11 protein-coding genes are annotated in these 12530 nt (G+C 63.0%); 5 read left to right on the top strand and 6 right to left on the bottom strand.

The genetic code is table 11. From position 1 onward, the window contains the following. Window positions 1-4: 4 nt before the first annotated feature. The 3 genes from mreD to WG899_RS11140 form a co-directional block, all read right to left on the bottom strand. Complete coding sequence (mreD, locus tag WG899_RS11130) at window positions 5-526, bottom strand: rod shape-determining protein MreD (RefSeq protein ID WP_339595716.1); 522 nt, start codon at window positions 524-526, stop codon at window positions 5-7. Then, complete coding sequence (gene mreC, locus WG899_RS11135; protein WP_339595717.1) at window positions 523-1518, bottom strand: rod shape-determining protein MreC; 996 nt, start codon at window positions 1516-1518, stop codon at window positions 523-525. Before mreC ends, mreD begins: the two co-directional genes overlap by 4 nt. A gap of 228 nt (window positions 1519-1746) precedes the next feature. Continuing rightward, window positions 1747-2790 (bottom strand): rod shape-determining protein, encoded by a 1044-nt coding sequence (locus tag WG899_RS11140; RefSeq protein ID WP_058722426.1) that lies wholly within the window; start codon window positions 2788-2790, stop codon window positions 1747-1749. A gap of 293 nt (window positions 2791-3083) precedes the next feature. On the opposite strand from WG899_RS11140, the gene gatC reads away from it, so the two are divergent. From gatC to gatB, 3 genes are read left to right on the top strand one after another with little or no spacing between them, the layout of a single operon-like run. Further along, entirely contained in the window at window positions 3084-3383 is a 300-nt protein-coding gene (gatC, locus tag WG899_RS11145) for an Asp-tRNA(Asn)/Glu-tRNA(Gln) amidotransferase subunit GatC (protein ID WP_263539627.1), read from the top strand. After that, the gene (gene gatA, locus WG899_RS11150) at window positions 3383-4894 is read left to right on the top strand and encodes an Asp-tRNA(Asn)/Glu-tRNA(Gln) amidotransferase subunit GatA (protein WP_339595718.1); all 1512 of its coding nucleotides are present in this window, start codon (window positions 3383-3385) and stop codon (window positions 4892-4894) included. Before gatC ends, gatA begins: the two co-directional genes overlap by 1 nt. A gap of 1 nt (window position 4895) precedes the next feature. Continuing rightward, window positions 4896-6356 (top strand): Asp-tRNA(Asn)/Glu-tRNA(Gln) amidotransferase subunit GatB, encoded by a 1461-nt coding sequence (gatB, locus tag WG899_RS11155; protein ID WP_339595719.1) that lies wholly within the window; start codon window positions 4896-4898, stop codon window positions 6354-6356. Window positions 6357-6401: 45 nt separating this feature from the next. On the opposite strand, the gene WG899_RS11160 is transcribed toward gatB, so the two are convergent. The 3 genes from WG899_RS11160 to WG899_RS11170 form a co-directional block, all read right to left on the bottom strand. Continuing rightward, window positions 6402-7112, bottom strand: coding sequence for a hypothetical protein (locus tag WG899_RS11160; RefSeq protein ID WP_339595720.1), 711 nt, complete (start codon window positions 7110-7112; stop codon window positions 6402-6404). 23 nt (window positions 7113-7135) lie between these two features. Further along, window positions 7136-7813 carry an orotate phosphoribosyltransferase gene (gene pyrE, locus WG899_RS11165; RefSeq protein WP_339595721.1) on the bottom strand — a complete coding sequence of 226 codons (678 nt, stop codon included), beginning with the start codon at window positions 7811-7813 and terminating at the stop codon, window positions 7136-7138. Between the two features lie 137 nt (window positions 7814-7950). Continuing rightward, window positions 7951-10218, bottom strand: a complete 2268-nt coding sequence (locus tag WG899_RS11170) for a TonB-dependent receptor (RefSeq protein WP_339595722.1) — start codon at window positions 10216-10218, stop codon at window positions 7951-7953. Between the two features lie 236 nt (window positions 10219-10454). On the opposite strand from WG899_RS11170, the gene WG899_RS11175 reads away from it, so the two are divergent. Both WG899_RS11175 and ampC read left to right on the top strand, forming a co-directional pair. Next, window positions 10455-11255: an exodeoxyribonuclease III gene (locus WG899_RS11175; RefSeq protein ID WP_339595723.1), complete on the top strand. Its 801-nt coding sequence runs from the start codon at window positions 10455-10457 to the stop codon at window positions 11253-11255. Between the two features lie 59 nt (window positions 11256-11314). Further along, the gene (ampC, locus tag WG899_RS11180; RefSeq protein WP_339595724.1) at window positions 11315-12481 is read left to right on the top strand and encodes a class C beta-lactamase; all 1167 of its coding nucleotides are present in this window, start codon (window positions 11315-11317) and stop codon (window positions 12479-12481) included. Window positions 12482-12530: the final 49 nt, after the last annotated feature.

Raw genomic sequence — 12530 nt, forward strand, 5'->3', positions numbered from 1 at the left:
GGACTTAAAGCGGACGATTGGCGTCGCGGTCCGGCGCGCGCCGTTGCGGCGCCAGCAAGAGCACCGTCACCAGCGGCCAAAGCAGGGCCTCAAAGGCCGGCGCCAGGACCATGGTCCAACCCGGCCACATGCCGCCCACGCTCATGCGGACCAGCAGTTCCAGCGCGTGCGCGGCCAGAAACAGCGGCAGCACGTGCAAGGCCTGCTCGGCCAGGCCAAAGCTCAGCAGGCGGCGATGTAGGCTGACCGCGCCATAGCTCAGCACGCTGAAGGACAGCGCATGTTGACCTAGCAAGGCGCCGTGGTGCACGTCCACCAGCAAGCCAAAGGCAAACGCCCAGCCCACGCTGACCCGGCGCGGCTGATGCACGCCCCAGAACACCAGCACTACCGCCATCAAATCTGGCATGGCCGGTAGGCGGCCCATGGGCACCATGTCGATGATCAGCGCCAAGACCAGGCTCAGCGCGATGAATAAAGGGTTGGCCGGCAGCAGCAACTGCCCGGCGCCGCGCGGCATGATCATGGCTTGTGCCCTCCCTTGCCGCTGGAAGCCGCAGCGCTGGCGGCTGCCGCCACGGCGGCGGCCTTGCGCTGTGTCTTGGCGCTGGCCGCAGAAGCTGCTTCGGCGGCGGCCACCGCGGCCGCTTCGGCCATCGCGGCCTCGTGCAGATCGAGCGGCTCCAGCACCAGCACATGGCGTGCGCTGTCCGCTTGCGCCACAGGCTTCAAGCTGACCCGTGCAAAGCTGGTCTCTCCGCGGCGCTCCACCTCGGTTACCTTGGCCACAGGCAGGCCAGGCGGGTAGACCCCGTCCAGACCCGAGGTGGCGAGCAAATCGCCTTCCTTCACGTCGGCATTGGCGGCCAGGAAGCGCAGCTCCATGCCGCTGCCATCGCTATTGCCAAAGGCCGCATTGCGTTGCTGGGTGCGGGTGTTCAAGACCGGAATGGCCGCGTCTTTGTCGCTCAGCAACGTGACCTCGGCCGACAAGGTGTAGACCCGGGTGACCTGTCCCAAGACGCCTTTGTCATTGATGACCGGCGCGCCGGGCTTGATGCCATGGCTGCGACCGCGGTCGATCACCACGCGGCGTGAATAGGGGTCGGTGGCTTCATACAACACTTCGGCGGCGACCGACTGGACCTGCAGCGCGGGGCGCAGATCCAGCAGCTCGCGCAGGCGCTGGTTCTCGGCCTGCAACTGTTCGGCCCGGCTCAGCCGCTCGGCCTGCAAGACCAGCTGATGGCTGGCTTTCTTTTCGGCCTCGATGGCCCGCTCGGTGCCGCGCAGATAGTCCTGCAGGCTTTCCATCGCGTCTACCGGCGTCAGCAGTAAGCGCTGCAGCGGATGCAAAGCCAGTGCCAAGGCGGCCCGCGCCGGCGCCACCAGCTTGAAGCGCGCATCCGCCACCATCAAAAACACCGCCAGCGCCGCGCACAGCAGCAACTTCGTCAGCGCCGAAGGGCCTTGACGGAAGAACGGAGGTGGATTGCGATCAAGGGTGCCGAGAGGCATGGCTCAGTGGGCGAGTCGAGGTGTGTGACGGTCTCTCTGGCCGTAGCGAGTGGGGGCTGGGCTAGGCTGAGGCTGGACTCAATCAGTCCTGAGGACTGATTGTGCCTGCCGAAGGCCAAGGGCTCTGACCTTGGCGGCCGGAGCGCAGCAACCGGAGCGTGCTTGTGGCACGTGAGGATTGCGAGCACCGCCCAACGACGGCTGGTGCCCGCGCAGTAGGCACAACCATCACTCGTAGGTGAAGATGGAGCCGAGGCGCTCCATACGCTCCAACGCCATCCCGCAACCCCGCACCACACAAGTCAGCGGGTCTTCGGCCACCAGCACCGGCAGACCGGTTTCTTCGGCCAGCAAGCGGTCCAGATCGCGCAGCAGCGCGCCGCCGCCGGTCAGCATCATGCCGCGCTCGGCGATGTCGGCACCCAGCTCGGGCGGGGTCTGCTCCAGCGCGTTCTTCACGGCGGAAACGATTTGGTTCAGCGGGTCGGTCAGCGCTTCCAGGATCTCGTTGGACGAGATGGTGAAGCTGCGCGGCACGCCTTCGGCCAGATTACGGCCCTTGACTTCGATTTCCTTGACCTCGGAGCCGGGGAAGGCGCTGCCGATGTTCTTCTTGATCGCTTCGGCGGTGGGCTCACCGATCAACATGCCGTAGTTGCGGCGGATGTAGTTGATGATGGCTTCGTCGAACTTGTCGCCGCCAACGCGCACCGAGCCCTTGTAGACCATGCCGCCCAGCGAGATCACGCCGACTTCCGTCGTGCCGCCGCCGATGTCCACGACCATCGAGCCGGAAGCTTCCGACACCGGCAGACCGGCGCCGATCGCGGCTGCCATTGGCTCTTCAATCAGATAGACCTCGGAAGCGCCGGCGCCCAGAGCGGACTCACGAATTGCGCGGCGCTCCACCTGGGTCGAGCCGCAGGGCACACAGATGATGATGCGCGGGCTGGGGCGCAGCATCTTGGAGTCGTGCACCATCTTGATGAACTGCTTGAGCATCTGCTCGGTGACGGTGAAGTCAGCGATCACGCCGTCTTTCATCGGGCGGATGGCTTCGATATTGCCCGGCACCTTGCCCAGCATGGCCTTGGCTTCATGGCCAACGGCTTGAATGGTTTTCTTGCCATTCGGGCCACCTTCGTGGCGGATCGAAACGACCGAAGGCTCATCCAGCACGATGCCCTTCCCGCGGACGTAAATCAGCGTGTTGGCGGTGCCCAAGTCGATGGCGAGGTCGGTAGAGAAGTAGCGGCGCAGGGAAGCGAACATGTTTTTTGTGGGCGCGAGGGCCAAGCATCTGAGCCGGTGGGCTGGAGATCGCCGGCATTACGCGCAATAAAGCGTTGATCGGGACGGGTGTGGAACGACGGTTGAGCCGACGGTTGAACCATATGCAACGAGGCTGCACGACCCTAGAGAGACAAGCCCTGTAGGACACGCAGCCCCGATGCAGTGGAGATAAGCATAGATAATAACTGATAGCCCCCTATTTCTTGATCCGACAAGCCCTCAGTTCTGCTAATTGAGGCCCTTGTTTTTGCCACCTCCGGACACCTTGCCCCATGGCTCTGACCCCACAAGACGTTAGTCGAATCGCCCATCTGGCCCGGCTGGAATTGCAAGAAGCGGAAAGCGCCGCCTTGCTCGGCCAGCTGAATGGTTTTTTTTCCATCGTTGAGCAAATGAGCGCCGTCGACACCTCCGGCGTGGAGCCGCTCTACACGCCGCTGTCGGCGGTGCAAGAAGTGGCGCTGCGTCTGCGTGAGGACGCCGTCACGGAGAGCAATCAGCGCGAGCTGAACCAACGCAGCGCGCCGGCCGTGGAAGACGGCCTGTTCCTGGTGCCCAAGGTGATCGAATAATGACAACGACGACAAGTACCCACAACGCCGCCCTGCATGATCTGGGCGTGGCCGATTTGAGCCGTGCGCTGGCGGCCAAGCAGGTGTCCAGCACCGAGCTGACGCAACATCTGCTTGCACGTGTTACCCAGCATGAAGCGCTGGGCGGTTTTTTGCATACCGACCCCGCCGCTTCGCTGGCCGCCGCCGCTGCGGCCGATGCGCGCCGCGCCGCCGGCGACAGCAGCCCCTTGCTGGGCGTGCCGCTGGCGCACAAGGACATCTTTGTCACCAAGGACATGCCCACCACCGCCGGCTCCAAGATCTTGGCCGGCTACCGCAGCCCCTTTGATGCCACGGTGATTGCGCGTTTGTTTGAGGCCGGCACCGTGTCTCTGGGCAAGCTCAACTGCGACGAGTTCGCCATGGGCTCGGCGAATGAGAACTCGGCCTACAAGCCGGTGGCCAACCCCTGGGATACGGCCCGTGTGCCCGGCGGCTCCTCGGGCGGCTCGGCCGCCGTGGTGGCGGCGCGCTTGGTGCCAGGTTCGACCGGCACCGACACCGGCGGCTCGATCCGTCAGCCGGCCAGCTTCACCGGCATCACCGGCATCAAGCCGACCTATGGCGTGTGCAGCCGCTACGGCATGATTGCCTTCGCCTCCAGCCTGGACCAAGCCGGCCCGATGGCGCGCTCGGCCGAAGACTGCGCCCTGCTGCTCTCGGCCATGAGCGGCTTTGACGAGCGCGACGCCACCAGCGTGCAGCAGCCTCCGCAAGACTTCCATGCCCAGATGCTGGCCGCCCGCGAAGGTGCCACCGCTGCTCAACCCTTGAAGGGCTTGCGCATCGGCCTGCCGCGTGAGTTCTTCCCGGCGGCCTTGGCAGCCGATGTGAATGGCGCGGTGCGAGCCGGTTTGGCGGAGTTAGAAAAGCTCGGCGCCACCCTGGTGGACGTGAGCCTGCCTCGTACCGAGCTGGCGATCCCGGTGTACTACATCATTGCCCCGGCCGAAGCCAGCTCGAATCTGAGCCGCTTTGATGGCGTCAAGTTTGGTCACCGTGCAGCCAAGTTTGATGACCTGCTGGACATGTACAAAAAGACCCGCGCCGAAGGCTTCGGCCCCGAGGTCAAGCGCCGCATCATGATCGGCAGCTACGTGCTGTCTCACGGTTATTACGACGCCTACTACCTGCAAGCGCAAAAGCTGCGCCGCATGATTGCCGACGACTTCCAGCAAGCCTTCCAGCAATGCGACCTGATTGCCGGCCCGGTTGCGCCCACCGTGGCCTGGAAGCATGGCGAAGGCAAGGACGACCCGGTCAAGGCCTATCTGGCTGACATCTTCACCTTGCCCGGCTCGCTGGCCGGCCTGCCCGGCATGAGCGTGCCGGTGGGCTTGGGCGAAGGCGGCATGCCGGTGGGCTTGCAGCTCTTGGGTAATTACTTCAAGGAGGGGCAGCTCTTGCACGCCGCACATGCCTTGCAACAAGCGACCGACTGGCACCGCGCAGCCCCGGCAGGATTCTGAAATGAAGAGCAGCAGCACGAACAAATTGATCCGTGGCTATGAGGTCGTGATCGGCCTGGAAAACCACGTCCAACTCTCCACCGTCTCCAAGATCTTCAGCGGCTCTTCCACCGCCTTTGGCGCCGAGCCCAATACCCAGGCCTCGGCCGTGGATCTGGCGCTGCCGGGCACGCTGCCGGTCTTGAACCGTGGTGCGGTCGAGCGGGCCATTCGCTTTGGTCTGGCGGTTGACGCCAAGGTGGCGCCGCTGTCCATCTTTGCGCGCAAGAACTACTTCTACCCGGACCTGCCCAAGGGCTATCAGATCAGCCAGTTCGAGATCCCGGTGGTGCAAGGCGGCAAGGTCGAGTTCTTCGTCGGTGACGAGAAAAAGGTCGTGCAGTTGACCCGTGCTCACCTGGAAGAAGACGCGGGCAAGAGCTTGCATGAGGACTATCACGGCCAAAGCGGCATCGACTTGAATCGAGCCGGCACACCGCTGCTGGAGATCGTGAGCGAGCCCGATATGCGCTCTGGCGCCGAGGCCTGCGAATACGCCAAAACCCTGCATGCGCTGGTGATGTGGTTGGGCATTTGCGACGGCAATATGCAAGAAGGCTCCTTCCGTTGCGATGTGAACGTGTCGGTACGCAAGCCGGGCGAGCCATACGGCACACGCCGCGAGATCAAGAACCTGAACAGCTTCCGCAATCTGCTGCAGGCGGTGGACTTTGAGGTGAACTGGCAGATCGACGAGATCGAAGACGGCCGCAAGATCCAACAAGCGACCGTGCTCTTCAACCCCGACACCGGCGAAACCCGCGCGATGCGCAGCAAGGAAGACTCGGCGGATTACCGCTACTTCCCCGATCCGGACCTGCCACCGCTGGTGATTGCTAACGAGTGGATCGAGCGGGTACGCGGCGAGATGCCTGAGCTGCCCTCCGTCATGGCCTCGCGCTTTGAGCAACAAGACGGGCTGACCGCTTATGACGCGGCCATCATGACCCAAAGCCTGGCGACGGCACGCTTTTACGAGGCGGCCAAAGCCGTCTGTGGCGCGCCCAAGCTGGTGGCGAACTGGCTGATGGGCGAGGTGTCACGTCGCTTGAACAGCGAGGAGCGCAGCATTGAGGCCAGCCCGGTCAACCCGGAACTGCTGGGTCGTTTGATCCAGCGCATCCAGGACGGCACCATCTCCAACAATGCCGCCAAGCAGGTGTTTGAGGCCTTGTGGAGCGGTGAGGGTTCGGACGTCGATGCCGTCATCGAAGCCAAGGGCCTGAAGCAGGTCAGCGACACCGGCGCCATCGAGGCCATCCTGGACGAAATCTTGGCGGCGAATCAAAAGTCGGTCGAGGAATTCCGTTCGGGCAAAGAGAAGGCCTTCAATGCCCTGGTCGGCCAGGCGATGAAGGCCGCCAAGGGCAAGGCCAATCCGAGCCTGGTGAACGAGCTGCTGAAGAAGAAGCTCGGCGCCTGATCGAAGCTCAGTCGGGAGCGCCGTGCTGGCGCTTCCTGCGATGACTCAACGCGAGGCGGATGCAGCCGCATCCGCCGGCGCTGCCCCTAAGCTGCCTGGCGCTGCGCCGGCCCACAGTCGTTTGAGGCGCGCTAACTCCAAATCGTAGCGGCCGTTGATGCGCACCAGCTCGGCTTTTTGGTTTTCGATCAGCTCGCGCTGCGCGCCCACCGCGGCGTCGTTGGCGTCAAGTTGCTGCTTCAGCTTGGCCGGTAGCGGCTTGCCCTTGTAGAACTCGGCCTCGTCTGTCAGCGGCTTGCGCTCCAGCGCCAGGTCTTTGATGCGGTGCTCGGAAATCAAACGCGCTTTGTTGGCGTCGTCCAGGGCTTCCTCGCGCGCGCGCTGGTGCTTGGCTTCGTTGGGGAAGCGCAGCATCAAATTGCGGTCGCGTCGGATGGCATCATTGCGAGCGGCGATTTCGGCGGCTTGCTTGCGGTCGCGTGCCTCTTGCGCGGCGCGCTCTTCCGGCGACAAAAACGGCGGCAAGATCGCGCGCAGCGAACCGTCGGCGTTCAAGATGCGCTGCTCACGGGCGCTGCATTCGACGATGGGCCGGTCCGAGGTCAGACGGCGGCCTTCCGGCGTGGTGCAGGTGTAGATGCCGGCGCCTGATTTGCTTGTGCTGGTGCCGGCGTTGGGCGCCTGTGCCCAAGCGCTGCTGGCCAGCAGCATGCCCGCAGCCAGGGGCAGGCAGGAGGTCTGAATCAGATGGCGCATGTCCTGACCGTTGAAGTAAGGCATCAGACCCCGTAGCGATCTCGGTAGGCTTGCACCGCGCCGGCGTAGGCGGTCACCGCCGGGTTGCTGGTGCTGTGCAGATAGGCCAGCAGATCGGCCAGGCCGGCAATCGCGACCACCGGCATTTGCAATTGCTCGGTCACATATTGCACCGCCGATTTGGCGCTTTCGACGCCGTTCTCAACCGCTTTTTCTTGCCTGTCGAGTGCGATGGTGACGCCGCAAGGCGTGGCGCCGGCGGCCTTGATCATGGCAATCGACTCGCGAACCGAGGTGCCGGCCGAGATCACGTCATCGATGATCAACACGCGGCCCTGCACCGGCGCGCCGACCAGGGTGCCGCCTTCGCCATGGTCTTTGGCTTCTTTGCGGTTGTAGGCAAAGGGCTTGTTGTGGCCTAAGCGAGCCAGCTCGATGGAGAGCGCCGCCGCCAGGGTGATGCCTTTGTAAGCCGGGCCAAAAATCATGTCGAACTGCAAGCCGGAGGCGACCAGGCGCTGCGCGTAGAACTGTGCCAGCCGGCCCAGCTTGGCGCCGTCGTCAAACAGTCCCGCATTGAAAAAATAGGGGCTCAGGCGTCCGGCCTTGGTCTTGAATTCGCCGAAGCGCAAGACGCCGGCCTCCACCGCGAAGGCAACAAATTCTTGGGCCAAAAGATCGGGGGCTTGAGTCGTGGTCATGGGCGTTGGGGCAGCAAGTTTTCGCTCCATTGTAGGGGCCAAAAAAAGCCCGGTCTTCCATGAAAGACCGGGCTTGCAGGGCAATTCGAGGCGATTCAAATCAGCTTGAATCCGCCCCGCCTTGAGCTGGTTGAGGCTTAGAAGATGGCCTTGAACTGAACGCCGTAGGTGCGCGGGTCGTTGATGAAGCCGGTCAGGTTGTTGAAGTCGATGGCGCCGGTGACGCGGATCTGGTTGGTGATGTTGCGGCCATAGGCAGCGACTTCGTACTTGCCGTTGTTCCAGATATAGCCCAGGCGCAGGCCGCCTTCGGTCAGCGGCTTGCCGGTGAACTCGACCGAGTCATACAGGAAGAAGCTCACGCTGCTGCGATAGGCCCAGTCGGTGTAGACATAGAACTCATTGCCGGCCGGGGTGGGGATGGTGTAGCGGGCGGTGAGGTTGCCGATCCACTTCGGTGCTTGCGCCAGCGAGTTGCCATCGATGGCCACCGTATCGGAGAACTTGAAGATCGCCGGGTTCTTGGGCACGATGATCGGGTCACGCAAGGTGCAAGAGGCGCCGCAGGCTTCGACTTGCAAGCCGCCGTCCTTGATCTTGGTGTCGTTGTAGCTGCCGCCCACGGTCAGCAGCAGGTTGTCGATCGGTAAGAGTTCCAGATTGAACTCCAAGCCCTGGCCGCCCACCTTCTTGGCATTGATCAGGCGGTTGGCATTGTTGCCGCCGCCCACGGCGGTGAATTGCTGGTTCTTCACCTCGTAGTTGAACAAGGCAGCCGACAGGCGCGCACGGCGGTCCCACAGGTCCGACTTCAGGCCCAACTCATAGGAGATGACGTCTTCTGGTCCTGCGAAGGACTGCGGATTGAACTCGGCCGCAGGCTGGATCGACGAAGCCCGGAAGCCGGTAGCCACGCGTGCATAGACGTTGGTGTCTTTGTTCAGCGCGTAAGTGGCCGAGGCGTCCCAGTTCCACTTCGCATCATCGGTATTCAGGCTCAGTCCATTGCCCGCTTGAATGCGCTTGGGGTCGGTAGTGCTGGTGGACAGTTCTTTCTTGTCCTTGGTGTAGCGCAGGCCGGCGCGCAGCTTGAAGTCGGCGCTCAGGTCGTAGTTGATCGAGCCGAAGGTCGCCCAGGCCTTGTTGGTCTGCCGAGTGCTGGTGGTCAATGGGCCGATGTAGTCTTGGGCCACAGCGGTGTAGCGCTCATCGAAGAGGTAAACACCAGCTTGCCAGCGCAGCGGGCCGCTGGCGTTGGACTCCAGGCGCACCTCTTGTGACAACTGACGGTGGCCGTCCAAGGCATCCGAGGTTTCCACCGGGAAGCCTGCTTCGCCAGGGCCTTGCGGGAATTTGTAGACCGAGCCGCCGTCAATATCGCCGCGGCTGAAGGGCTTGACCGTCTCGTAGCCGGTGATGGAGTGGACGGTGAACTCGGGCAGCGCCCACTTCAGCTTCATCGAGCCGCCGGTCTGGGTCAGCGTTTGCTTGTTGAGACCGTCCAGCGAGACCTTGGCTGGGTCAAAGCCATCGATCAAGTCGCTGGTGCCGGGCTTGATGATGCTGGCGCGGAACAGGCGCGGGCTGCCGTCCAGATCGCGGTGGTGCAGATTGAACAAGGCGCTGAAGGTCTTGCTCGGCTCATACAGGGCTTGCACGCGCACGGCGCTGTCGCGATAGCCTTCGGTCTCTTGGGTCGGGCCCTTGGGGTTGGTGTTCTTGACCCAGTCATCGCGATGCTGGGTTTGCGCCGAGATGCGGGCCGACCAGTCGCCGGCCAAGGGCAGGTTGGCGGCGCCTTCCAGGCTGTAGCTGCCATAGCTGCCGTAGCTGGCGCTGACGTAAGCGTCTTGCTTTTTGCTCGGGCGCACCGAGTCAAACTTAACCACACCGGCCGGCGTGTTGCGGCCGAACAAAGTGCCTTGCGGGCCGGCCAGCACTTCCACATTGCGCTGGTCGAACACCGGGAAGCCCTTCAGGATCGGGTTCTCTTGCACCACGTCGTCAAACAGCACCGAGACGGGCTGCGAGGCATTCAGGCGGAAGTCGGTATTGCCATAGCCGCGGATGTAAAAGCGCGGGTAGGCGCGGCCGAAGGAGGACTCGATGTTCAGGCTGGGCACGCGGCCCGACAGGAAGCGCACATCTTGCCCGCCCGAGGCCAGCACATCGAGCTTTTCGCCCTTGAGGGTGGAGACGGCAATCGGCACGTCCTTGATGTTCTCGGCGCGGCGCTCGGCGGTGATGACCACCGTTTCGAGCTGACTCTTCTCGGCCTTTTCAGCCGGCTTGTCTTGCGCTTGCGCCAGTGGCCACAGCGTCAGCGCCAAGGCGATGCCAGCGGCCAGTTGGGTGGGGCGCACCAGGGCGCGCGAAGGAGCGAGGGAAAAGGACTTCTTGGACATAGGGGGAACTCCGAAAAAAGAGAGGATGCACAAGGCCGCGCCGCGTTCGGGCTGGCAGGTGGTATGTGACCAATCTGTGAACTGTCCGTGAATCTAGCAATTCCCTTGCCCGCCAACTACCTTGGGCGCCAAGTCTGGGGTTATCTGTTGTCAAAACACCGCAAGCCGCGTCTGAAGGGGCAACTTCTTCACCTGCGATACTTCGCGCCCTACCGGTCCATGTGAGTGTTTTTGCCATGCGTTTCATAACAGCCAATTTGAACGGCATCCGTTCCGCCGCCACCAAGGGCTTTTTTGACTGGCTGCCGCAGCAGCAAGCCGACGCCTTGGGCGTGCAAGAGGTCAAGGCGCAGGATGAGCATGTGGCCGGCACCTTTTGCAGCTCGGGCGACCTGAAGGGCCACTTCCACTACGCGCAGAAAAAAGGCTACTCCGGCGTCGGGCTCTACACCCGCGAGACCCCCAGCGACATCATCACCGGCATCGGCGTGCAAGAGTTCGACGATGAAGGCCGCTACATCGAGAAGCGATTCGACAAGCCCGGCCGCAAGCTCAGCCTGATCAGCTGCTACTTCCCCAGTGGCTCCAGTGGCCCTGAGCGGCAAGAAGCCAAATATCGCTTCCTGGACGCGATGCGTCCGCATCTGGCGGCGCTGAAGGCTGAGCGCGAGTTCATCTTGGTGGCTGACGTCAACATCGCCCACAAGCCAGAGGACCTGAAGAACTGGAAGGGCAATCTGAAGAATTCCGGCTTCCTGCCGGAAGAGCGCGCCTGGTTGGATCATCTCTTTGGCCAGAACCCCGGTCATGGCGGCTTGGTCGATGTCTATCGCCAACTGCACCCTGACACCACCGACGCTTGCTACACCTGGTGGAGCAACCGCGGCCAAGCCTATGCCAAGAACGTGGGCTGGCGTCTGGACTACCACTTCGCCACGCCCAAGCTCGCGGCCTTGGCCAAGAGCGCCTCAATCTACAAGGACCAGAAGTTCAGCGACCATGCGCCGCTGACGGTGGACTACGACTTCAGCCTTTGAGCTGCAGTGATCGCAAGGTCTGACAGGCCACTTCAACTCCAAGTCCCCGAGTGACGCCCGTGCCTTCTTCTTGTTCTCGCAGCCTGCTGCGACTCTGCAGCGTTGCGGTTGCCGCATTGCTCGTCCCATCGGCCCATGCCGACGATGCTGCACGTGTTCGTCTTGCCCTTGAGCCTGTGATTGCGCCGCTGATGAGCCAATATGCCGTGCCCGGCATGGCGGTCGCGGTGTCCTGGCACGGTCGCGCTCATGTCTTCAATTTCGGCGTGGCCTCCAAAGCCTCGGGCCAGGCAGTGTCGGACGCCACCATTTTTGAGATCGGCTCCATCAGCAAGACGCTGACCGCTACGCTGGGCGCATATGCCGAAGCTTCGGGCAAGCTCTCTCTGGCCGATCACCCCGGCAAGTACATTCTCGAACTGCGCGGCAAGGCCATCGACCGTGCCACCCTGCTGCATTTCGGCACCTACACCGCAGGCGGCTTGCCCTTGCAGTTTCCTGAAACCGTTCATGGCCACAAAGCCATGTTTTCTTATTACGCAGGCTGGAAACCCGCGGCGCTACCGGGCAGCATTCGCGAGTACTCCAACCCGAGCCTGGGCCTGTTTGGCTTGGCGGCCAGCAATGCCTTGGGCACAAGCTTTAGCCGTGCGATGGAAACGATTGTGTTCCCGGCATTTGGCATGACGAGCACCTTCATTCAAGTGCCTGAACGAGCAGCGGGGAACTACGCCTGGGGACATCGGGACGAGCAGGCGGTTCGAGTCAACCCGGGCCCCATGGAGGAGCAGACCTACGGGGTGAAGACCACGGCCTCAGATTTGCTTCGCTTTGTCCAGGCCAATTTGGACCCTTCCACCCTCAGCGGCCCGATGAAGCGCGCAGTGCTGTCCACTCAGATTGGACGGTTCCGGGCCGGCCCTATGGTGCAAGGCTTGGGCTGGGAGCAATACGGCTACCCCATCAGCCGTGAGTGGCTCTTGGGCGGCAATGCCGAAGAAATCATCTTTGACCCTCAGCCGGCGCAACAAGTCTTGGCGGGACAGGACCCGGGGCCGCGCTTGTTCAACAAGACCGGCTCGACCGGGGGCTTCGGTGCGTATGCGCTGTTTGTCCCCAAGGAACAGTTCGGCCTGGTGTTGCTGGCGAACAAGAACTATCCGGTCCCCGCCCGCATCGAGGCCGCCTATGCCATTTTGACGGCTTTGGTCGGGGAGCGGCCCTGAGCGAGGGGGATGCAGATGCAGCGAACTGGCCCAAGCCCGTATGCTGCCG

The sequence above is a fragment of the Paucibacter hankyongi genome, assembly GCF_037482915.1.
Taxonomy (GTDB): domain Bacteria; phylum Pseudomonadota; class Gammaproteobacteria; order Burkholderiales; family Burkholderiaceae_C; genus Paucibacter_A; species Paucibacter_A hankyongi.

Excerpts from the sequence above, each read along its gene's own strand:
- WG899_RS11170 (WP_339595722.1), bottom strand. The coding sequence starts at position 10,218 with ATGTCCAAGAAGTCCTTTTCCCTCGCTCCTTCGCGCGCCCTGGTGCGC.
- gatC (WP_263539627.1), top strand. The coding sequence starts at position 3,084 with ATGGCTCTGACCCCACAAGACGTTAGTCGAATCGCCCATCTGGCCCGG.
- WG899_RS11175 (WP_339595723.1), top strand. The coding sequence starts at position 10,455 with ATGCGTTTCATAACAGCCAATTTGAACGGCATCCGTTCCGCCGCCACC.
- mreC (WP_339595717.1), bottom strand. The coding sequence starts at position 1,518 with ATGCCTCTCGGCACCCTTGATCGCAATCCACCTCCGTTCTTCCGTCAA.
- WG899_RS11140 (WP_058722426.1), bottom strand. The coding sequence starts at position 2,790 with ATGTTCGCTTCCCTGCGCCGCTACTTCTCTACCGACCTCGCCATCGAC.
- mreD (WP_339595716.1), bottom strand. The coding sequence starts at position 526 with ATGATCATGCCGCGCGGCGCCGGGCAGTTGCTGCTGCCGGCCAACCCT.
- gatB (WP_339595719.1), top strand. The coding sequence starts at position 4,896 with ATGAAGAGCAGCAGCACGAACAAATTGATCCGTGGCTATGAGGTCGTG.
- pyrE (WP_339595721.1), bottom strand. The coding sequence starts at position 7,813 with ATGACCACGACTCAAGCCCCCGATCTTTTGGCCCAAGAATTTGTTGCC.
- gatA (WP_339595718.1), top strand. The coding sequence starts at position 3,383 with ATGACAACGACGACAAGTACCCACAACGCCGCCCTGCATGATCTGGGC.
- WG899_RS11160 (WP_339595720.1), bottom strand. The coding sequence starts at position 7,112 with ATGCGCCATCTGATTCAGACCTCCTGCCTGCCCCTGGCTGCGGGCATG.